General features: G+C 42.8%; 20 protein-coding genes. 11 read left to right on the forward strand and 9 right to left on the reverse strand.

Features of this window, described 5'->3' with window-relative positions; all coding sequences use genetic code 11:
* On the reverse strand, positions 1 to 900 hold a 900-nt coding region (locus OSCI_RS13135), incomplete at its 3' end, for an undecaprenyl-diphosphate phosphatase (protein ID WP_039962271.1).
* A 228-nt stretch (positions 901 to 1,128) separates the two neighbouring features.
* Between OSCI_RS13135 and OSCI_RS13140 the strand changes: the two genes are divergently transcribed.
* From OSCI_RS13140 to OSCI_RS13155, 4 genes are all read left to right on the forward strand, one after another.
* Positions 1,129 to 1,854: a DUF3120 domain-containing protein gene (locus tag OSCI_RS13140; RefSeq protein ID WP_007355455.1), complete on the forward strand. Its 726-nt coding sequence runs from the start codon at positions 1,129 to 1,131 to the stop codon at positions 1,852 to 1,854.
* Between the two features lie 518 nt (positions 1,855 to 2,372).
* Entirely contained in the window at positions 2,373 to 2,939 is a 567-nt protein-coding gene (locus OSCI_RS13145) for a hypothetical protein (RefSeq protein WP_007355457.1), read from the forward strand.
* Positions 2,940 to 3,021: 82 nt separating this feature from the next.
* Positions 3,022 to 4,002, forward strand: coding sequence for an adenylate/guanylate cyclase domain-containing protein (locus OSCI_RS13150; RefSeq protein ID WP_007355458.1), 981 nt, complete (start codon positions 3,022 to 3,024; stop codon positions 4,000 to 4,002).
* Between the two features lie 214 nt (positions 4,003 to 4,216).
* Entirely contained in the window at positions 4,217 to 5,686 is a 1,470-nt protein-coding gene (locus OSCI_RS13155) for a hypothetical protein (protein WP_007355459.1), read from the forward strand.
* A gap of 36 nt (positions 5,687 to 5,722) precedes the next feature.
* Here the strand turns inward: OSCI_RS13155 and galT are convergent, their stop codons facing one another.
* A complete protein-coding gene (gene galT, locus OSCI_RS13160; protein WP_007355460.1) occupies positions 5,723 to 6,727 on the reverse strand; it encodes a galactose-1-phosphate uridylyltransferase in 1,005 nt (334 codons plus the stop codon).
* Between the two features lie 279 nt (positions 6,728 to 7,006).
* On the opposite strand from galT, the gene egtC reads away from it, so the two are divergent.
* The 3 genes from egtC to egtD are packed head-to-tail and all read left to right on the forward strand — an operon-like array spanning position 7,007 to position 10,306.
* Positions 7,007 to 7,816, forward strand: coding sequence for an ergothioneine biosynthesis protein EgtC (gene egtC / locus OSCI_RS13165; protein ID WP_007355461.1), 810 nt, complete (start codon positions 7,007 to 7,009; stop codon positions 7,814 to 7,816).
* Positions 7,788 to 9,158: an SUMF1/EgtB/PvdO family nonheme iron enzyme gene (locus OSCI_RS13170; protein WP_007355462.1), complete on the forward strand. Its 1,371-nt coding sequence runs from the start codon at positions 7,788 to 7,790 to the stop codon at positions 9,156 to 9,158. The genes egtC and OSCI_RS13170 overlap by 29 nt, the downstream gene beginning before the upstream one ends.
* Positions 9,159 to 9,178: 20 nt before the next feature.
* Positions 9,179 to 10,306: an L-histidine N(alpha)-methyltransferase gene (gene egtD, locus OSCI_RS13175; protein WP_007355463.1), complete on the forward strand. Its 1,128-nt coding sequence runs from the start codon at positions 9,179 to 9,181 to the stop codon at positions 10,304 to 10,306.
* A gap of 22 nt (positions 10,307 to 10,328) precedes the next feature.
* Here the strand turns inward: egtD and ruvB are convergent, their stop codons facing one another.
* Both ruvB and OSCI_RS13185 read right to left on the reverse strand, forming a co-directional pair.
* Complete coding sequence (ruvB, locus tag OSCI_RS13180) at positions 10,329 to 11,432, reverse strand: Holliday junction branch migration DNA helicase RuvB (RefSeq protein ID WP_007355464.1); 1,104 nt, start codon at positions 11,430 to 11,432, stop codon at positions 10,329 to 10,331.
* 237 nt (positions 11,433 to 11,669) lie between these two features.
* Entirely contained in the window at positions 11,670 to 12,152 is a 483-nt protein-coding gene (locus tag OSCI_RS13185; RefSeq protein WP_007355465.1) for a flavin reductase family protein, read from the reverse strand.
* 387 nt (positions 12,153 to 12,539) lie between these two features.
* Between OSCI_RS13185 and OSCI_RS13190 the strand changes: the two genes are divergently transcribed.
* Positions 12,540 to 14,324 carry a calcium-binding protein gene (locus OSCI_RS13190; protein WP_007355466.1) on the forward strand — a complete coding sequence of 595 codons (1,785 nt, stop codon included), beginning with the start codon at positions 12,540 to 12,542 and terminating at the stop codon, positions 14,322 to 14,324.
* Positions 14,325 to 14,479: 155 nt separating this feature from the next.
* Here OSCI_RS13190 and OSCI_RS13195 read toward each other — a convergent pair whose 3' ends face one another.
* The 4 genes from OSCI_RS13195 to lgt form a co-directional block, all read right to left on the reverse strand.
* On the reverse strand, positions 14,480 to 14,680 hold the full coding sequence (locus tag OSCI_RS13195; RefSeq protein ID WP_007355467.1) for a DUF2283 domain-containing protein: 201 nt from the start codon (positions 14,678 to 14,680) through the stop codon (positions 14,480 to 14,482).
* Positions 14,681 to 14,833: 153 nt separating this feature from the next.
* Positions 14,834 to 15,670, reverse strand: a complete 837-nt coding sequence (locus tag OSCI_RS13200; protein ID WP_007355468.1) for a dienelactone hydrolase family protein — start codon at positions 15,668 to 15,670, stop codon at positions 14,834 to 14,836.
* Between the two features lie 183 nt (positions 15,671 to 15,853).
* Positions 15,854 to 16,636, reverse strand: a complete 783-nt coding sequence (gene cobM, locus OSCI_RS13205; protein WP_007355469.1) for a precorrin-4 C(11)-methyltransferase — start codon at positions 16,634 to 16,636, stop codon at positions 15,854 to 15,856.
* Between the two features lie 116 nt (positions 16,637 to 16,752).
* Complete coding sequence (gene lgt, locus OSCI_RS13210; RefSeq protein ID WP_007355470.1) at positions 16,753 to 17,664, reverse strand: prolipoprotein diacylglyceryl transferase; 912 nt, start codon at positions 17,662 to 17,664, stop codon at positions 16,753 to 16,755.
* Between the two features lie 588 nt (positions 17,665 to 18,252).
* Between lgt and rlmN the strand changes: the two genes are divergently transcribed.
* Positions 18,253 to 19,302, forward strand: a complete 1,050-nt coding sequence (rlmN, locus tag OSCI_RS13215) for a 23S rRNA (adenine(2503)-C(2))-methyltransferase RlmN (protein WP_007355472.1) — start codon at positions 18,253 to 18,255, stop codon at positions 19,300 to 19,302.
* Between the two features lie 207 nt (positions 19,303 to 19,509).
* On the opposite strand, the gene OSCI_RS28475 is transcribed toward rlmN, so the two are convergent.
* Positions 19,510 to 19,692 (reverse strand): replication restart DNA helicase PriA, encoded by a 183-nt coding sequence (locus OSCI_RS28475; protein WP_071592442.1) that lies wholly within the window; start codon positions 19,690 to 19,692, stop codon positions 19,510 to 19,512.
* A gap of 614 nt (positions 19,693 to 20,306) precedes the next feature.
* Here OSCI_RS28475 and OSCI_RS13220 point away from each other — a divergent pair.
* Entirely contained in the window at positions 20,307 to 20,771 is a 465-nt protein-coding gene (locus OSCI_RS13220) for a DUF29 domain-containing protein (RefSeq protein ID WP_007355475.1), read from the forward strand.
* A 73-nt stretch (positions 20,772 to 20,844) separates the two neighbouring features.
* Complete coding sequence (locus OSCI_RS13225) at positions 20,845 to 21,789, forward strand: pyridoxamine 5'-phosphate oxidase family protein (RefSeq protein WP_007355476.1); 945 nt, start codon at positions 20,845 to 20,847, stop codon at positions 21,787 to 21,789.
* Positions 21,790 to 21,807: the final 18 nt, after the last annotated feature.

The following is a 21,807-nucleotide window of genomic DNA, read 5'->3' on the forward strand; positions in this document are numbered from 1 at the left end:
AGAATTTTTTAACGCTCCACCAGCAATCGCGCACAAAATAGCAGTTCCAAAAGCTAGCCGATACCAAACAAAAATCCAGGTATTCTGAGTTTGCAGAAATTTCAACAACCAGGCAATAGCCAGATAAGAAAACACCGCCGCTGATACCGTTCCAACCACCACAGAAATTAATCCAGCCTGACCTATTCCCTCTCCTAAAGCACTTTTTAACTCAATTAATCCAGCTAACGTAATTGCCGGAATTCCTAACAAGAAAGAAAACCGTGCTGCGGCCCCTCTTTCTAACCCCAGAAATAACCCTGCTGTCAATGTGGAACCAGAGCGAGAAACACCAGGAATTAAGGCGATTGCCTGGGCTAATCCCATTACAATACCATCGAATACAGTTAATTTCTCAAAGGTGCGCCGACGCTTACCAATTTTTTCTGCTATTGCCAATAGCAGCGACATGATAATAGAAGCAATTCCTATTGCTGCCACACTCCTTAGAGGTGAATTATCATAGTCTTTAATCAATACCTTAATTAACACTCCGAAAAATAAAATTGGTAGGGTTCCTAAACCAATCCCTACTGCCAAGCGAAAATCTTGGGAATCGTATTCAGATCGAATTATAGCTTTATATGCACCAATACTAATATTTGTCAAGTCTTCCCAAAAATACCATAGCACCGCAGCGATGCTACCCAACTGAATTACAGCAGTATAGGCAACGCCGGGATCGCCCCAACCCAGTACCAGGGGTACTATCTTCAAATGGCCGCTGCTACTGATGGGCAAAAACTCTGTTAACCCTTGCACTATTCCTAAAACGATCGCCTGTAAAATATCGATCTGTGGTTGTACAGCAGGGGTATCGATGGGTGCTTGAGCTAAAAGCACATTAAGATTAGCAATCATTCTCTGAGTTCCTAGTCATTATGGTCATTTGCCGTCTAAGACGAGCGGCGGCTACCACTCTAGCACCTGTCAAGCCTTGATATATTAACCGCTAAGGCGGCTAGGGACTGGGGGCTAGGGGCTAGGGGCTAGGGACTAGGGGCTAGGGTAAGAAGGGAGAGAAAAGAAGGTAAAGTTTTTGTGATATCTTCAAAAAGATTAACTTAAGTAAAGAATCTTAACGATACCTTGTTTAACGAAACTTTGTCTGAGTTCACTTCTACCGCCGCGAGCGATCGCGACAGCCATTTTTCCACATTTTTTTTAGGCAAGCTCAGATTTAGCACAACCTGGTTAATATTTGGGGCTGCTGTTTTCCTGGTGACAGTGCCCGTATTTTTCCAAGCACCGCTAGTCCGGCAGATGCCAGTGGTAAGCTTGACAATGACAGTAGGCTGGCTGGCGATCGCCTTCAAGCTACTCAAAAACCCTTCAACTTGGCTTTGGGGAGACTTACTGCTAGGATTCACTTGGAGTTGGTTGACGGGAGGCATTTATTGGGGTTGGTTGCGCTGGGAACCACTTTGGCACTTACCAGTCGAAGGGGCCTTAGTACCTTTAGCAATTTGGTGTTTGAGGCGCGAGTGGGGAAAAGTGGGAAACTGGTTTTATCTAGGTTCTCTCTTTGGTACAGCAGTAACAGATGGATATTTTTACCTGACAGGGTTAATTCCCCACTGGCGACAGTTAATGCAGGTAGACATATCCTTAGCAATGCCAATTTTTCAAAGTGCGATCGCCGTTGTGCGTACCCCTTGGGGAGTTAGCTGTGCGATTTTCTTAGTCGGAGTGCTCTTAACTGTGGGCCTTTTCCCTTTACGCTTCGGCAAACCTCACTGGTGGGCATTTTCAGGAGCAGTATTGGGTACAATTCTGGTAGATAGTCTATTTTTGCTGGCCGCTTCGGTAAACTGAAAATTGCCCGTCTTTTACTGAGCCAACAATTTGAGATTTTAGCCTCTAGATTGTAGACTTTCGGGTATGCTCCGCTAGTTTAAACTGTGGAATAAATCTAAAATCTAAAATCTACTGATAGACCTAGAGACTTTAGGCTCTGGGCTAATCTAAAATCTAAAATCGGCTGAGTGCCAGAATCTAGATATATGCTCTAGAATCCTATACAAAACTCTGCCAGGAATCTCATCCGAGCAGGTTAGTCGGCTAAAATTTAGGGGGCTAATCAACCCAATGCGGGAGTCGCGAAGATTATATGGTGCAATACTTACGGGAAAAGCGCTGTAGGGTATAAGCGACTCAAGCAACCCCGGCCGGATCTGGTAGCTTGAAATTATAAAAAATAGCCCTCTACCCTCAAACTTTAGTCCAGAGATGAAAGGCAAGAGGAGGCTTTAGTCTCTCAGTGAGATATTTGCCAAATATGGTAAAGTTAGTTAACGGAGTTTCGACAGGCTCAACTACCGAGGTGAAACAAAGTGTACGCAGTACAAAAAGATATTGGGCATTTAAGGGGAAACGATCGGACAATAGTTGAGCAACTACTTTCTTATCCCAATCAAGTTCTAAAAGTTGTGGGTAATAAAGTCGGGTTGCCCCTGGGAAACAAAAGAAAAGAGCATTTTGCTAAGGGGCAAAAACCAGAAGTAAAAATGGGGGTTAAGAGTAATCAAAATTTTGTGCAAATACCGATAGCTAAAGTCAAAGAAAGATGGCAGCAAGAATGCGAATTGAGGGGGTGGCGATTCGTAGCCCAAGAGGAAGATTACAGCTCGAAAACCAGTTTTTTAGACCGAGATTTACGGCCAGCCGCATTTGGTGAAAAACCCGACAGTTGGCAACCATCAGGGAAACGAATCAAGCGAGGTTTATACCGTCATAAAGCGGGCTTAATCTTGAATGCAGACGTTAACGGTGCAGCAAACATCATCTGCAAAGCAAAAGTAGCCGCAGACTCAATAATTGAGACTGCGGGTAGGGGCTTATTGACAAACCCTTTAAGCATCAAACTTGAGGCGGATTCATCCCCCAAAGTTTTTCCTTAAGAATCCCCGTGTCTTTAGACCGGAGAGTGTCAAGCTGTAAATTAGCATATCTGAACAGCTATTGAGGCATTTTTTAGGGCCTGTGGTGACGTTACAACCCACTCCTCATTTGGTACTTCGCACTGATGCGGGCAATCGCTATCTACCTCTGGTGGGCAGCAATTGCTGGACTATTGGGCGGAGCGATGATAATAATTTCGTGTTAAGCGATCGGTGGATTTCCCGCAGCCACGCGATGTTACAACGGATGGAAACAGGAGAGTTTTACCTGATCGATCTGGGCAGTCGTAATGGCTCTTTTGTCAATGGGCGGCGGGTGAGTATTCCTGTAACTTTGAAGAATAGCGATCGCCTAGTCTTTGGTCAAACTGAACTGGAGTTTAACTGTCCCCCTACCAATCGCCTTAGTGGCCCCTTAATCGAGGCTGATTCTGAAGATTTTACTGCTACTTTGACGGTTCGCAGTCTGATCTCGGTGATGGTAATGGATATCCGAGATTTTACTGTTTTGACTAGGCAACTCGACGAAACTATTCTCTCAGAAGTGATCGGTAGTTGGTTCCGCCAAGCAGGGCAAATTATCCGCGAGCATGGTAGTTGGGTAGACAAATACATTGGCGATGCGATCATGGCTGTCTGGTTTCACAAGGCTAACGGCGTTAGCCAGGATGAGATGCTGCGAATTTGTCAAGCTCTAAGTCAACTTCATAAGGCTACAGATGAACTTAGCAGTCGTTATCCCCTTCCCTTTCCTTTGCGAGTGGGAGCGGGAATTAATACGGGTTATGCGATGGTGGGAAATGCTGGTAGTAGCGATCGCTCAGATTATACGGCTCTCGGAGATACTGTCAATGCAGCTTTTCGCCTAGAATCTTGCACGAAGCAAATTGGTAAAGATATTGCTCTAGGAGAGACGACTTACAAATACCTCTCGGAGTTGGGAGGAAGCAACGTTTTCAAGCAGTATGCCGTTGATTTGAAAGGTTACGAGCATCCTACTATTACTTATGGCAGCACTTTTGCGGAATTAAATAGTTTTCTGAAAACGAAAAGCACTAGCTAGATTTAGCCATTAGCCATCAAGGGATAAGTTCTATTTAAGCCCTGGCATCGCTGGATTAATGTATGATAAGCATGAAAATGTTTTCCTCTCTTCAGTAGGTCTATTATTTTAATCATTTAATATTTCTTAACAAAAAAATTGGACGATAGGTATTGACTTGGAATTATCTTAATGTTAAATTCCAGGCATCAGGTCATTACTAAAATTAACAGTCATGCTTAGTTTAGACCATGTTCAACGCATTGAACTTGAAAATTTTTTCGTGCCCGTTCAAGGCGGAATAGTGAATGATGTTGTCATTAATATCAAGCCATTTAACGGGGTGACAAACTTTGCCAATATAGTCCCGGTGACTGACTTTGCTAAATCCTTTTTGAGCAATTATCCCAACCCTAATGATTTCTATGAAAATGTCAGCAAGAATTTGACGGCAGCGATTTTTAATAATGCCCCAGGATTGGGACTGGCACAAACAATGGAGTCCGTATCAGTTGAAATGAACCGTGAACCCATTAGAACTTTACCTTATCCCTTTACCAGTCAAAGCATAGAAAATGCAACTGGCAATACGGATCAGCTTACACAATTAGAAATCAAAAATCTTGTGATTCCCATCCAGGGAGGAACTGTTGCTAATGCGACAATTAATCTTGATTTTGTTGATAATTTAGCAGCCTTCCCCGATATGACTCCTCTGGCTAACTTCACTCGAAGTTATCTTACCACTTATGCCAATCCTAACGACTTCTATGAAAATGTCAGTCAGAATTTAACGGCTACAATTGTTAATAATGCTGGAGCATTCGGATTGGCAGGCGCACTAGATTCTATTTCCGTTGAACTAGAACGTGGCCCTAATGCAGCTTTACCTCATCCGTTCGTGAGTAAATCAATCAGTAGTCCGGGAGAGGGTTTCGACCACGTTGTAAATCTGGAAATTAAAGATTTGTTTATACCCGTTCAAGGCGGAATAGTGAACGATGTTTTGCTGGCCATCGATTACGTAAACGGTGTAGGAACGTTTCCTGATATTGTCCCGGCGACCAACTTTGTCAAATCCTTTCTGATCAATTATCCCAATCCTAACGATTTCTATGAAAATGTCAACAAGAATTTGACGGAAGCGATTGTTGATAATGCCGCAGAATTAGGCCTAGCAGGAATAATGGACTCCGTATCCATCGAACTAAACCGGGCCCCCATTGCTACTTTACCCTATAACTTTGTCAGTCAAAACATCCAAAATTCAGCCGGAAATAACCAGCAAATTACCAAATTAGAATTGGAAGATTTGTTACTACCCGTGCAGGGAGGAACTGTTGCCGATGGGACCCTCACTCTGAATTTTGTTGATAATTTAGAAGTCTTTCCTGATATTAGGCCCCTGGCTAATTTTGCCGAAGATTATCTGACGAATTATCCCAATCCTAACGACTTCTATGATAATGTCAGTCAGAATTTAACGACTACAATTCTGAATAATGCCGAAGCATTCGGATTGGCAGGCACACTAGATTCCCTCTCACTCGATCTGCTACGTGGGCCCAATGCAGATTTACCTCATCCGTTGTTAAATACATCAATTGTCAGACCCGTTGCAATTGGGAATCAGGCACTGACAACAAGGGAATCTTTTGAAATCCTTCCCCAAGAAGATTTTTTCAAGCAATTTGCCCTAGTCTAGCAGGATTGAAAGGCTGAAATCTAAACGCCAGAATTCCTAATCAAAAGGTATTTCCACCGAGCGCAAGAAACTTGCGCTCTCTTCTGGTAATGCCGTGTTGATATACATTCCGCTGCCTAACTCAAACCCCGCTTGCCTGGAAACTCTGGGAACAATAGCGATATACCAATGAAAATATTTTGTCCCCATTTCCCCTGTTGGTACAGAGCGGATAGTATAATTATAGTCGGGATTATTTAATCCATGATAAAGCTTAGCAAGTATAGTTTTCATAGTAGAGGCGAGGTCGCCAATTTCCTCATCGGTAATATCATCAAATGAAGAGGAATGACGACGCGGAAAAATCCAAGTATGAAAAGGCGAAAGTGCGGCGTAGGGAATAAAAGCGACAAAATATTCGCTTTCAACAATTATTCTTTCTTTTGCGGTTAATTCGTCTTGTAAAGTTTGACAAAATAGACATTCTCCTGTATCGTCAAAATATCTAATTGCTTCGTCAATGCGAGTGCGAAATTGGTAAGGTACAACTGGTGTAGCGGCTATTTGTGAGTGGGGATGTTCTAGAGAAGTGCCTGCACTTTCGCCGTGATTTTTAAAGATAATAATTGTCTCAATGCGGCTATCTTGCCTGATTTGTGAATATCGCTGGCGGTAAACTAAGAGGATATTAGCTATATCTTCAACATCTAATAAAGCAGTAGTTAAGTCGTGGCGGGGATGTTCGACAATCACTTCATGATATCCCATTCCCGACATAGTGCGGTGAATTCCATCTGATATCCTAACTCGTGCTTGGGTGGGCGATAAAGCGGGAAATTTATTGAGAATTGCCCTTACTTTCCACCCGTTGCGATCGCACAAGCGGAATGCTTCAAATGTCCCATCCTCCTCATTACCTACACAAAAGGGGCAATCAATCTGATGGGGAGACAAGGGTTTTAAGTTTTTGATTGGTAGGGCAAATTGGTCTGGTCTTCTTGCCCTTTCAGTAGCGATGATTACCCAATCTCTGGTAATTATATTTTGTCTGAGTTCAGACATCCTTTAACCTTCCATTTTATCACAACTTTAATTGATTAGGTATTAACCTTAAGTAGTAATTAGCCATTATAAAAGAAGGGGCTAGGGGCTAGGGGCTAGGGACTAGGGAAAGAGAGAGGAAGAGGGGGAGATAGGGAGGATGGGGAAGGTAAGTAGGAGAGATTAGCAATTTAGCCATTAGCCATTAGCCATTAGCCATTAGCCATTAGCCATTAGCCATTAAGATTGAAGAACGCTATAGTTTAAAATGTGATTTGGATTCCTAACTAAAATTTGCTCATGTGCCGCTTACTCGGCTACCTCGGCCCATCTATTCTACTCGATCGCATCCTGTGTAAACCGGAACATTCGCTGATTATCCAAAGTTATCAACCCCGTGAGATGACATCAGGTTTACTCAACGCCGATGGTTTTGGTGTAGGTTGGCATCACCCACAGCAGGAAACTGACCCATTTACTTACAAGAGTACAGTTCCTATCTGGAATGAAGTCAACATTTCCAGCCTCAGTCGTTACGTTGAATCAAACTCCATACTAGCTTACGTCCGCAGCGCCACTGCGGGTCAAACTTTAGATTTGAGTAACTGCCAGCCATTTGTGCGCGATCGCATCCTATTCGTCCATAATGGTGCAATTAAACATTTTCGGCAAACACTCTACAGACCAATTCGCAATCTCCTAAGCGATCGAGTCTACCAATCTATTGACGGCACAACAGATTCAGAGCATATATTCGCCTTGTTTAACGAATTGAGAGAGAACAATAGTTTAAGCCTAGAAGATGCCTTATACAAGACATTAACTATTCTAGCAGAAATGGCAAATCCCCCCACATTTCCCTTGAGTAAACAAGGAATAGAACTTTCAGCTAATGTCATCATCAGTGATGGTTCCCAGCTAGTAGCTTCTCGCTTTGCCTTTGGAAATACGCCTCCCTCCTTGTATTGGCTACGGGACGATCCAACTTTCCCGGAAGCTGTCATCATTGCTTCTGAACCTCTATTTGCTGGAAATTGGCATTCTTGTCCCGAACAAAGTATTATCAGTGTAGGAAAAGACTTTGATATCAACATCCGTACAATTTCGTAGAGAAGCGATCGCACTCGCTTTGCATCGATGTCGCCTCGGTACTTTACAATTATTTGATGGCATAGATTGGGATACTTTTTGTCGCCAAGCACATTCAGAATTCAGTCCTGTCGGCTGGCATCTCGGTCACATTGCCTACACCGAAGAATTGTGGTTATTGCAGCGATGTGCAGGGATCTCGCCTTTATTTCCCAAGTATCGGCAAATGTTTGCTGCTGATATTTTACCAAAAAAAGAACGGGTTTATTTGCCCACATTTGCCGAAGTATGCTGTTACTTAGATACTGTTAGAAAACAGGTATTAAATTACTTGAAGACAGCGCCGATAGAAGAACAAGAACGCCTCTGGCAATTTGTAATTCAGCATGAAAGTCAGCATTGCGAAACAATTTCTTTTGTCTTGCAGATGCAAAGAGAGGAAAAAGCAATACAGCAGTTATCAAATGAATTAAATACACCCCTACCTAACTCTCTTTCTGGTAATATAAAACTGCCCGATTCAGAAAATTTGTTTTTGCACTTAAATGAGTTAAAATCTACTGTAGGCGAAAGAGAAGATGGTATTAATAAATTACCAATCGCCAATAACTTATCCCCTTCTCATTCGCCCATGATTGAAATTCCGGCGGGAAAATTTGAAATGGGAAATGATGGCATTGACGCTTTAGATAATGAGCAATCTAGCCACCTGCATTACTTAGAAACCTACTGCATAGATCCCTACCCTGTCACCTGCAATCAATACCGAAATTTTATAGAAGTAGGCGGCTATCAAAATCCCCAATACTGGTCAAAAGCTGGCTGGGAATGGCTGCAAAACAACCCAGTAAACCAGCCCCTTTATTGGTCAAATAACCCAACTTTTGATAATCATCCAGTTTGCGGTGTTAGCTGGTATGAAGCAGAAGCTTACTGTCAATTTATAGGCAAGCGACTCCCCACAGAAGCAGAATGGGAAAAAGCCGCTAGTTGGAATTCGCATACAAACATTAAAAACATCTATCCTTGGGGAGAAAAAGAACCGCAACCCCATCAGTGCAACCATGACAATACTGTGGGAAAAACTACACCCGTAGATACATATCCAGAGGGGAAAAGTGCTTATGGCTGTTGGGATATGTTAGGTAATGTTTGGGAGTGGACATCCTCCTGGTTTCATGCTTATGAGGGGTTTGAAAGCTACCCTTATCCGGGATATTCTCAAACTTATTTTGATGGCGAACACCTAGTTTTGAAAGGAGGCAGTTGGGCAACTCGTCCCTGGGCTTTGCGTTCTAGTTTTCGCAACTGGTATCATCCCGGAGTGCGACAGATTATAGCAGGTTTTCGCTGTGCTAAATAGTTTTAATCCCAGCTCCAAAGATGAGCGCAGATGTTTATAATATTATTTGCGTTCATCTGTCTTCATCAGCAGTTGAAAATCACAAAAGTAGCATTTTGGCAATAGATATTATGAAATATTCAAGAATTTCTGAGACCGAAAAATTAGCCAACAGTTGGGAAACACGGCTATACTTAGAGCAATTAGTTACTCCCTCTGTACCCTCAGAAAGGACTGGGAGTGATGTCATTAACGGTTTGAGTCAACAACCTAAATCTCTGCCACCTCGCTATTTTTACGACGATCGCGGCTCGAAACTATTTGAGTTAATTTGCGACTTGCCGGAGTATTATTTAACAAGGACTGAGACAAGTATTTTGCAAGAATGTGCTAGCCAGATCGCACATTTAACTGGCCCTGCTGAAATTGTAGAATTAGGCAGTGGCAGTTCCACTAAAACCCGGATTTTGCTAGATGCTTATTCCCAATTAGGATATCCTTTACGTTATTTGCCAATTGATATTAGTGAAACTATTTTAGAAAGCAGTGCTTATCAACTGTTGACAGATTATCCCTCCCTTGAGGTTCATGGAATTGTCAGCACTTACGATTTAGCTTTAGCGAAGCTGACACCATCACCTTTACCAACTCGAATGATTTGTTTTTTAGGCAGTACGCTAGGTAATCTCAATCCTGAAGAATGCGATATTTTCTTTTCTCAAATTGTCGGTGCAATGCGACTAGGAGAGTATTTTTTATTAGGCGTTGACCTTCACAAATCTAAAGATATTTTAGAGCCAGCATATAACGATAGTCAAGGGGTGACGGCTGCATTTAACTTGAATATGCTACAACATCTCAATCGTCTGTTTGAAGGCAATTTTGATTTGACCCAGTTTCAGCATTGGGCTTTTTATAATGAAGAATTTCACCAAATTGAGATGCACTTGCAGAGTAGGCGATCGCAAACTGTCGAATTGCGCGGTCTAAATTTGACAGTTGAATTTGAGGCGGAGGAAACTATCAGAAGCGAAATTTCCCGGAAGTTTGACTTAAAGATAATTCAGGAAGAATTATCGCGCCGATGTTTAGTACCTTTGCAAGTTTGGACTGATAAAAATCATCGGTTTGGTTTGATGTTGTCGCAGTTGCAGTCAAAATTGGGATAAGATAGCTAGAGCGGTATCATTTCTATTCCTCCGCGTCGATATAACCCAAATGTTTCCAAGCAGCAGGCGTTGCGATCCTACCGCGATTTGTCCGCTGCATAAATCCAATTTGCATCAAATAAGGTTCGCAAACTTCCTCAATAGTTTGGGAGTCTTCACCTGTAGCCGCAGCGATAGTTTCTAAACCAACTGGGCCGCCGTTAAAACTTTCAATCATTCTGCTGAGAATTAGCCGATCCGTCCAATCTAAACCTAAAGGATCGACATTAAAAAGTTCCAGAGAAATTGAGGCAACTTCGGCATCAATTGGTGTTAAATTTTTGACTTCGCTGTAATCTCGGACTCGTCTCAGCAAGCGGTTGGCAATGCGGGGAGTTCCGCGAGCTCTACGGGCAATTTCCTGTGCTCCTTCTGTGGTGATGGGGGTGTCTAGAACTTGAGCACTTCTAAGTACAATTGAAGTTAATTCATCAATTTCATAAAAACGTAATCTTTGGATAAATCCGAAGCGATCGCGCAACGGCGCAGTTAGCGAACCCACTTTCGTAGTCGCCCCCACCAAAGTAAAAGGTTTCAGAGGAATGCTGCGCGTTTTAGCAGTCTTACCTTGACCGATGGTAATATCTAAACGGCAGTCTTCCATCGCCGGATAAAGGATTTCTTCTGCCACCTTCGAGAGGCGATGGATTTCATCGAGGAAAAGAACATCTCCAGCCTTGAGACTAACTAGCAATCCTACAATATCTCGCGGTTTTTCCAGTGCGGGGGCGGTGGTAATCTTGCAATTAACACCCATTTCCTCAGCAATAATCAGCGACATCGTAGTTTTGCCCAATCCCGGCGGGCCGTACAATAATAAGTGATCCAGAGGTTCATTTCTGGACTTGGCCGCTTGAAGCGCGATCGCCAAAAACTCTTTTAAATCTTTTTGACCAATATAATCAGCCAATCGATGAGGCCGAATTTTCTCTTCCTGCTTGTTAGTGCTTTCCTCATCAGCAAAGGCTTCCGGTTCCACCAGAGATTCCGGCTCAGTTTTAGAAGCTTTGCGGCGGCGGGGAGGTTTAGTGAACTCTTCGGGTAACTCTGGAGAGGGAGGCTGTTTTTTAGACGAAATAATTGCCATATCGATCGCTATCAGACATGAGGAATAAGTAAAAGGAAGAAGGAAGAAGGAAGAAGGATTTAGTTATCTAGGAGAGAAGGAAGAAGTAAAAGGAAGAAGGAAGAAGGAAGACGGCTTTAGTTATCTAAAAAAGATGGATTTACTTAGCAATTTAAATTTAAATAGGATTTACCCCACTCTATTTATAGCTCCACCGTATCAGCGGTGCCTTTACCGCCGATACGACGGCGTTATGTTTTAACCGCCATAATTCCAGCCAGTGCTTTCAAGTAAAAGAGGGTCGCCCTCACGATGAACGCCTGCGGCGACGACTTCTCCCACATAAACAGTGTGGTCGCCATGTTCAACAGCACCAACAACTTTACACTCTATATAGCCTAGAGAATCTGAGATAATCGGACAGCCTGTTTCTTCTCCCAAATAAAATTCTACATCCTCAAACTTATCGCCAACGCGCCGCTGAGCTTTGAAAAATTTCTGGGCGAGTTCTTTTTGTCCAGCTTCTAGGAAACTCAAGGCAAAAACGCCGCTGGCTTTAATCATCGCATGGGACTTGGAATCTTGCTTAACGCAGTTCACCACTAGAGGAGGCTTAAAAGATGATTGCATCACCCAGCTAGCGGTGAAACCGTTCACTTCCTCGCCGTCCTTAACGCCGCAGATGTATAGTCCGTGAGGAATCTTACGCAGGATTGTCTGTTTTGCTTTATCGTCTAGCACGGGCGCACCTGTCTGAATTGGTTGTACATAGATTAGTTTACCAATCTCTATCCTTACTACCCACTTATTATATAGATTTTGGCAAGATATCTATTGCCCTATTAGCTAGATGCAGTTTTGAGAGTTTTTCCTACCAAAGCGTTTAAAAGTATCAGCACTTACGCAAAAACCACATATTTCTGTTATTACTAGCTAAGCTATTGCAAATTTATCTTTTTAGTTGATGCGGTCTAAGTCCTAAGTATCGTGAAAAATTTTTACAGAAAAATTCTATAAAAATCAACCGGAAAAAACAAACCTCGCTTGTATCTATGGTACGGGAAGTGTTGCCTCAAGCGACTTTACCCAATTAATTGACTGATTTTTTCACGCATAGGCACGTAAAGCATGGCATCCGTAATTGTAGCAAATACAGGCAAAGAGGAGATTATGTCTAATACTCTTAGCTCGGAAGATATCTTCAATCAACTATTAAGTGAAATCGAAAGCGGAGAAGATGATTTTGAAGAAGAAACCAGCGATGAGGAGGAGGATGATAGCAGTAGCGATAGTATCCCTGGTGCATTTTTTTCTACTGATACAGATTTTAATAATATCAGTGGAACGGGTGGCAATGACACTCTCAATGGCGAAAGTACCAATGATACTCTCTCTGGCTTAGCTGGTGACGATCGCATTAACGGTGGCGGCGGAGCAGACTTACTCGTAGGCGGTCTAGGAGACGATATTTATACTCTACCTTTGACCTCTGGAGGTACAAGAATTCAGGATGAAGGAGGAGGTAATGACGAGCTAAATTTCATAGGTGAAATTAAGCTAGAAACAAGCCTAACAGTTGGCAAGGTGGGTATGGCGAGGAATAACACTAGCTTAGTGGTAGACATTAATAAAGACGGGAAATATGAAGCGGATCGGGATTTAACGGTTGAAAATTTCTTTGCTAATGAATCTAAAAATCAACCAGGATCTGGCGCGATGGATTTTATCGCGCAGTACGACATATTTGAACTAATGGCTTTAGTTAATCCGATCGCTACTACCCTGACTCCGACTCCCTCTCCCATATCAACACCAACTCCGTCTCCAGTATCAACATTAACACCAACTCCAACACCAACTACCTCTCCGGTATCAACACCAACTCCTTCTCCAATATCAACATCAACACCAACTCCAACACCGACTCCCTCTCCCATATCAACACCAACTCCGTCTCCAATATCAACATTAACACCAACTCCAACACCAACTACCTCTCCGGTATCAACACCAACTCCGTCTCCAATATTAACATCAACACCAACACCAACTCCCTCTCCGTCTCCAATTTTGGTATCAACACCAACTCCTACATCTACTGAGACAGTACGCATCAACTTTTTTACAGGTTCGCAAACTCCGCCAAATACCGATCCATCAGGAATCCCAGAATTTCAGGTAAAACAGTTAGAAAGTGAGACACTTTTTAGCTTATCAGACAAAGATGATAATCTTGCTCTAGCTAGCTATCCCGAAGCTGCTAACAAGTCTATTCAAGCTTTGAATGGGAGCGATAACGTGCGCGGTACTGACCTAAATGACAATATCAATGGTAACAAAGGTAATGACACAATTGAGGGAGGAAGCGGCGATGATTCTCTGCGGGGAGGTAAAGATTACGACCAACTTTTTGGTAGCACTGGCAATGATATTGTCAATGGTGGTAATGAAGATGATAGCCTTTACGGTGGAGTCGGTGATGATATTTTACGCGGCGGTAAAGGTAAGGATCTCCTCTTCGGTGAAGAGGGAAACGATCTGTTAGTTGGTGACTTCGATCAAGATAGTTTAGCCGGTGGTGCTGGTAGCGATCTTTTTGTCCTTCAATCTCGGAAAAAGGATTCATCTAGCGATACTTCTACTAATCCTGCGGAAGTAGACCTTGTTGCTGATTTTCAATTAACTGATGGTGATAAAATTGGATTAGTTGGGTTGGCGAATAATGCTCTCAGTTTTGAATCTATTCAGATTCAGGTAAATGACGGCACATCTGAGTCTGCTACTGCGATTAAGATTAAGGCAAGTGGGGAGTATTTAGGAATTGTCAAGGGGGTAGCTGCTAATGATATGGCGGCGCAACCGTCTAATTATTTCCTAGATGTGAGTAATAACCAGAAGTTAACCCTGGGTTAGTGGCAAAGAAACCGGGTTTTTTACCGAATCTATCGGCTGTAGCGAAGTATTTTCGTAAAAAACCCGGTTTCTGGGGCCTCAAAGAGTATGCGATCGCAAATTCCCCAACTTCTTCTAAAATGAGGTAATGAAAAAGGCGATCGCTTCTTTTATTATCAAGAAACTTCGAGCTCAATTTTCTTAAAATTAGCATGAGGAATGCGAGTTCTAACTTGTATAATTTCAATACCAACCACTTGATTTTGGTCATTAAAATCAAAGATAATACCTGGTTGAATTTCTTCTGATTCGACTATTTTTGAATCATCTAAGTGGAAATAGAGAGCATCTAGTTTCTCGTCAAAATGGACTTTCATAGTTGATTCCCTTGAGTGCGATCAAAATAAACAGTAACAATGCGCCAAGGGCTAGTAGTTTGATTATATACTATTAATTTTCCTTTTAAAACTCAGTCAAATGAAAGGCGATCGCTCTTTTTTGTACAAAAAAGCGATCGCTATCACCGTTATTTAAGCAACTCCATGCTGCTTAAACCAAGCTTGTAACCGCTTCCATGCGTCCTGAGCTTCTTTTTGGCGATAAGTCGGGCGATAATCGGCATTAAAGCCATGTGGAGTATCTGGATAAAGCACTATTTCCGAACCGCTACTTCCAGTTTTGAGAACCTCACGCATTTTCTCAACTGTATCATTGGGAATATTATCATCTTTACCACCGTAAAGTCCTAAAATAGGTACTTTTAAAGTGGCTGCAATATCAATCGGATGTTTAGGAGTTAAAGGAGTTGGTTGAGATATTAAACGTCCGTACCAAGCTACACCAGCTTTGACTTTGGGGTTGTAAGCTGAGTATAGCCAAACGATGCGGCCACCCCAACAAAATCCTGTTATTCCTAGTTTGTTAATGTCGCCTTTTGATGATTTTTCTGCCCAAGCTACGGTTGCATCTAAATCCGACATGACTTGAGTATCTGGAACTTTGGAGACAACTTTGCTGATAATTTCTGGAATGTCAGTCATGTTAGAAACATCGCCTTGACGGGCGAACATTTCAGGTGCGATCGCTAAATAACCCAATTTGGCAAAGCGGCGGCAAATATCCTGAATATGAGCGTGAACGCCGAAGATTTCTTGCACTACTAATACTACTGGAAAATTGCTGCCCGTTGCAGGCATTGCTCGATATGCTGGAATTGAACCATCTTCAACAGGAATTTTTACTTCTCCTGCTATTAAACCAGTGGCATCTGTGGTAATAACTGTGGCAGAAATGGGGTGAGCTGCTAATGCAAATCCAGCAGCTAATGTGCTGATTGTAATGAATTTTCTGCGGGTTAATTCTCTCATTGTTGTTAGTTGTTAGTTGTTAGTTGTTGGTTGGTAATTGGTAATTGGTGATTGGTAATGGCTAATTGCTGATTTGGTACTTAGGGGTTGTGAAATGAAATCTTTAACTCAAAAAACTCATAACCCTTTGTTGTTCATTAGCTATTAGCCATTAGCCATTAGCAATTAGCCATTAGCAATTTCTCATTTTTGACGGAATAGATGAGTGTGTTCGGGATGGTAAAGGCGCGATCGCCCTCCTACTGCTCCCAAGGCTGGACTGATTACATACATCGTGGTTCTAATTAATTTATGATCGCGGGTACTAACTGCCATTTTGTCAAGAGAAACTAGCAAAATTTTTTCATCTGACCAACCTAAACGGTAACAAATTGCTACAGGTGTATCGCTGGGGTAATGTTTGGCTAACTTAGCTTGAGCCTCTTCTACGTGGCGGGCACTCAAATATAAACACAAACTGGCTTGATGTGCGGCTAAACTGGCTAATTCTTCGCGTTCGGGGACTTCTGTGCGGCCGCCGATCCGGGTAAGAATAATAGTTTGTACTTCTCCGGGTATTGTCAGCTCAACTTTGAGTTTAGCGGCTGCTGCCTGAAAAGCACTAATTCCCGGTATGACCTCAAAAGGGATGTCAGCTTCAGCTAAAGCTTGCATTTGCTCGTGGATGGCGCTGTAGAGGCTGGGATCGCCGGAGTGAAGGCGGACGACTGAAAGTTGCGATCGCACTCGTTCCACCACGATCGCTAAAATCTCTTCCAGTGTCTTATTCGCAGTTTGGATAATCTCAGCATCAGGGCGGACACCCTGTAGAATTTGCTTAGGTACCAGGGAATCGGCAAATACAATTACATCAGCCTTAGCCAGTAACTTTTGAGCCTTAACTGTCAATAAATCCGGGTCGCCGGGGCCAGCCCCAACTATATAAACTCTAGGTGTTAGAGACTCAGTAGGATCGATCGCGTTCATTCAAAAAAATTCTGCTAATTTTGGTAATTGATCCGGGTTAACCGCATCTTATTCAGAAAACAATATTGGTAGATGCACCCTGGTTTGAACCCTAGAGACCAATCTCTAGGGTTTTTTTAATTATTGGTATCAGCATCATCCCGCGATCGGTTAATATTGGTTGTCTGTTGGTTTACTGAGACAACATCTGGCAAAGGGCGATCGAAAAAGTAAAGCCAAACTAGCCCCATCAATCCTACAAAAATACCTGTCAAGCTTACTACTTGAGCAATTCGCAACGAACCCAACATCAAACTATCAGTTCGTAAGCCTTCAATCCAGATGCGGCCAGTGCTGTAGGTTGCTATATAAACTAGAAATAACGTGCCTGTTTTCAGGCGGCGTTTTCCCTGTAAATCCTGAAAAAATAATGTTAGTAATAACCCGAATACTGTTAAATTCCATAAAGACTCGTAGAGAAAAGTAGGGTGAAAATACTCAAACTGTCTGTATTCTTGAGGCAGTCCATAGCGGTGTTCGGGGGGTATATACAATTTCCAGGGCAAATCTGTAGGGCCTCCAAAAGCTTCGGAGTTGAAGAAGTTTCCCCAGCGCCCGATTGCTTGGCCTAAAATTACAGAAGGAGCCATCAAATCTGCTAATTGCCAGAAAGAAATTTGCTGAAGTTTGGAAAATATTAAAGTTGCTATTAGTCCGCCTAAAATAGCTCCGTGGATGGCAATTCCACCTTTCCAAATTGCAATGATATCGCCTGGATTTTGACTGTATTGTTGCCACTCAAATAGGACGTAGTAGAGTCTAGCACAGGGAATCGCTCCCACAACTAGCCAGATCGCGAGGTCGCCAATGGTTTCGGGGTTGATGCGGCGGCGTTCGGCCAGATATTGGGAAAGGTTAACGCCAATTAAAACTGCTGAGGCAATTAAAAGACCGTACCATCGGATCGATAGGGGCCCCAGGCTGAAGATTATGGGGCCTGGAGAGCTAAATTGAAAGGCTAAGGGTAGGGCTGGATGGTTTAGCAACATGAAAATTTAATCGATAGTGGTTGAAAACTGTAAGATCCGCGCACCCTGTACGAAACTACAGATTTGATTTTATGTTGTGGCGGTGACATGAGTGCAATATTCGCTCAAATTTCTAGAACTTAGACAAAGTAACCGGGTTTCTTAGAAAAATACCTGATTTTTAACTAGATATCTACAAAGAATACACAAAGAAACCGGGTTTCTTAGAAAAATACCTGATTTTCAACTAGATATCTACAAAGAAACCCGGTTTCTGACCTGGACGTGGGTAAGTCTTGATTTTTAGTTGATGGCGGATGAACTTTAGGATAGTGGTTGATGACACGGGGACGAGTAATGCCCAAAAATGAAGAGTGGGAATCGCTGAAGTTTTGATAGTTAATTAGATGTGTAAGGGCGATCGCGTAAAACAAACAGCGTAACTGAAATAGGACTTACGCAGGAAGTCGCAGAAATCGGTTTTTGAGAGCATCTGTGGGTCTGGGCGAAGTATTTTCGTCAAAAAACCCGGTTTCTGTGGTTGGGTGCGTAAGTCCTGTGAAAGCGAGTTAAGTTAGTAGTAGTTCGTTTTTAGTTTTTCTCCGTCCTATGCCCGTTGTCGAATCCCCAACGCCCCATGTCTCTTCTTCCGCGCCCCTTTTAGGCGCAAATCTTGCGGAGTTAACAGCATGGGTGCAGGAGCAGGGACAACCTGCTTACCGCGCTAAGCAGTTACATCAGTGGATTTATGAGAAAGGCGTGCGATCGCTTTCGGAAATCTCCGTCTTCTCGAAACAGTGGCGCGAAAGTCTGGCAAATGTGCCGATCGGTCGCTCAATAATTCACCATCGCTCAGTTGCTCCAGATCAAACTGTAAAATATCTTTTAAAGTTAGCCGATGGTCAAATTGTGGAAGCTGTGGGTATTCCGACAGAAAAGCGTCTGACTGTTTGCGTTTCTTCACAGGTTGGCTGTCCGATGGCCTGCGATTTTTGTGCTACTGGTAAGGGTGGTTTTCAGCGCCATTTAGCTAAGCATGAAATTGTCGATCAGGTGTTAACGGTTCAAGAAGATTTTAAGCGGCGCGTCAGCCATATTGTATTCATGGGTATGGGGGAACCGCTACTGAATTTGGAAAATGTGGTGGCGGCTGTTAAGTGCCTGAATGAAGATGTGGGAATTGGACAGCGAAATATTACAATTTCGACGGTGGGAATCCGCGATCGCATCCGTTTATTAGCCGAACATCACTTACAAGTTACTCTCGCTGTCAGTCTTCACGGTTCTAATCAAAAGTTGCGGGAAAAACTAATACCGAGCGCTCGGAATTATCGGTTTGATGAATTGATGGAAGAATGCCGCGAATATGTGAAGATTACCGGCCGAAGATTGAGCGTTGAATATATCCTGTTAGCAGGCGTGAATGACCTGCCAGAACACGCTGCGGAATTAGCTGATAATTTGCGCGGTTTTCAATGTCATGTTAATTTGATTCCTTACAATCCGATTGCAGAAGCTGATTACGAGCGTCCAAGTCAGTATCGAATTAAGGTTTTTGTTGAGGCTTTAAAGGCGCGGCATATTGCAGTTAGCGTGCGCTATTCTCGCGGATTAGATGCAGATGCAGCCTGCGGTCAGTTACGGGCATCGCGAGTTTAAGATTATGGTGGGTAGAGTGGGCTGTTTAATTCTCCATTCTAAAATTTTAAGACTTAACCAGCAACTCCTTCCTGGAACCAAGACTGTTTAATTCTACCCAAAAAATTGTTTAACATCTCCACCAACCCCTCTCTCCGACAAGGAGAGGGGGGCAGGATTGTTAGCATTAATTCTCTTTAAGCAGTACCCACCCTACAATCTATAAAATTAGTGACGTGAATAAAGACCGGGAGCGTAGGCTTCCACAACTTTACCAGTGCGAGAACAAGTAATCATTAAATAGTCGCAGCTAGGGCATTTAGTCTCTATTAGGTGGCTGGTAGAATGATAGTGGCGTTCGGCAGCGGAACTGCCGCAGTTAGGACAACGAATTGCTTGTTTTGTCTGCATTTTAAATCCTTTGAATTTAATGGTTTTTAAGGGGCTGTTTAATTTCAAATTAGATCGTTTAGTTGAAAAAATCCACTTTCGCAACAAAATGTATAGCTAGGGGCTAGGGGCTAGGGGCTAGGGGCTAGGGGAAGAAGGGAATAGGATAAGCGGGTTTGGTGAAAACCAGTATGTCCTAACCACCTTGGCGGTTGCTATATCTAATTTAACCAACAGGTTAAGAAATTTTGACTGGAGAATTGATTAAACGCTCTTTATTTATTATGGCACTATATATATAGAGAAAACAGGATTTACCGACAGGGATCGAGAAAATCTGTTGTTTCACCGATGCTTGACTACAGGAAGGAAGAATTTTCCCGGAAACCTGGTTTTTTACCAAAATACTTCGTTTAAACCCTCAATCGGGGTAAAACACTGCTTTTCTTTGGTCGGAACCTATAAGTTTTGGGTAAAAAACTTGGTAAATGGGGTGATGGTTCAGGTAAGGCAGCGGATTCGCGATGCCCATTTAACTTAACTGGTTTGGTTGCTCAGGTCAATCGGGCGCTTGACGATGCTAATGAGTTGTGTAGGTTATTATATAGTTATCGATTATTATGTGATTAATGGTAATGCTTGAACCTCTCTATGAAAAAGATTTTCAAATCTGGATTGATGCCACGATTCAGCATCTCAAAAATCGTCAATTTGAATCTCTCGATATTGAACATTTGATTGAGGAATTGAATGGCTTGGGTAAATCGGAGCAGAATGCACTCAAAAGTAATTTAATGATTTTGTTGGCTCATTTGCTGAAGGTGAAGGTACAATTTGATGCTCCCGATACTATGAAAATGAGTTGGTATAATTCTATTATTGAACATCGCCAACGAGTTTTGAGCAGTTTAGAAGATACACCTTCTTTAAAAGGTTTTCTTGTGGAAGCGATTGATAAAGCTTATCCTCAAGCTTATAAGTTAGCAATTAAGGAAGGTAAATTTGCGGCTTTAGGGGTGCGGATTCCTGATGTAAGTGAATATCCTAATGTTTGTCCATTTTCTGTTGAGCAGATATTAGATGAGGATTTTTATGGTTAGTTTTTGATTCAAATTAGTGTCTAGAAATCATTTTATTATTTCTGTGTTTTAACAAGATTTGGAGGGTATATCTATGCGACTTGAAAGCCCTTTCCACGAAGGCGAACTGCACGCACAGCAACGGGTTGGCGAAGAGATAGCAGCCCAACAAAATGGGCAAATCATTGGGGATACAATTGTCCAAAATGCAATCAAATTCATCGAACAGCAACGCATGATTGTTCTGGGCAGTGTGGATGCAGCGCAGAAAGTTTGGGCATCGGTGTTGTTTGGGTTGCCTGGTTTTGTTAAACCTGTCGATCCGCAGGCGATCGCATTTGACTTAACCCAAGCTATGATTAATCCTCACGATCCTTTCTGGGCAAACATCCAGGCTGAAAATCAGATCGGAATGCTGGCGATCGAACTTGCCAGTCGCCGTCGGTGGCGGATTAATGGCGCGATCGCTCAACAAGCAAGCGATCGCTTACGTTTAAATGTTGTAGAATCCTATCCCAACTGCCCCAAGTACATTCAGCGACGGCAGCTTGTTCCGAATTTCGATTTAACGGCTGCAAAACAAGGTTCTGAGGCACAATTTGGACAATCCCTAACACCTGAACAGCAGCGTTGGATTGGATCGGCCGATACTCTATTTGTTGCCAGCGCCCACCCAACTCGTGGGGTTGATGCCTCTCATCGCGGGGGAAATCCCGGCTTTGTCCAGATTCTAAATGCGCGATCGCTTCGCATTCCCGATTACGCTGGAAACAGTATGTTTAATACCCTGGGAAACCTGGTTATTAATCCTCTAGCTGGGTTAGTTTTTCTAGACTTCGATCGCAGTCGCACGTTGCAACTGACAGGTAAAACTACAATTCAGTGGGATCTGGATGAGTCTACCGACTCAACTGGTGGGACTCATAGATATTGGGATTTCACAATTGACCAGTGGTTAGAAACTGACTTACCCCAGTTACTTCACTGGGAATTTTTAGATTATTCTCCCCACAATCCGATAGCGGCAGTTGTTGAATAGGCGTTGCTGAATCAAGGT

Source organism: Kamptonema sp. PCC 6506 (assembly GCF_000180455.1).
Classification (GTDB): domain Bacteria; phylum Cyanobacteriota; class Cyanobacteriia; order Cyanobacteriales; family Microcoleaceae; genus Kamptonema; species Kamptonema formosum.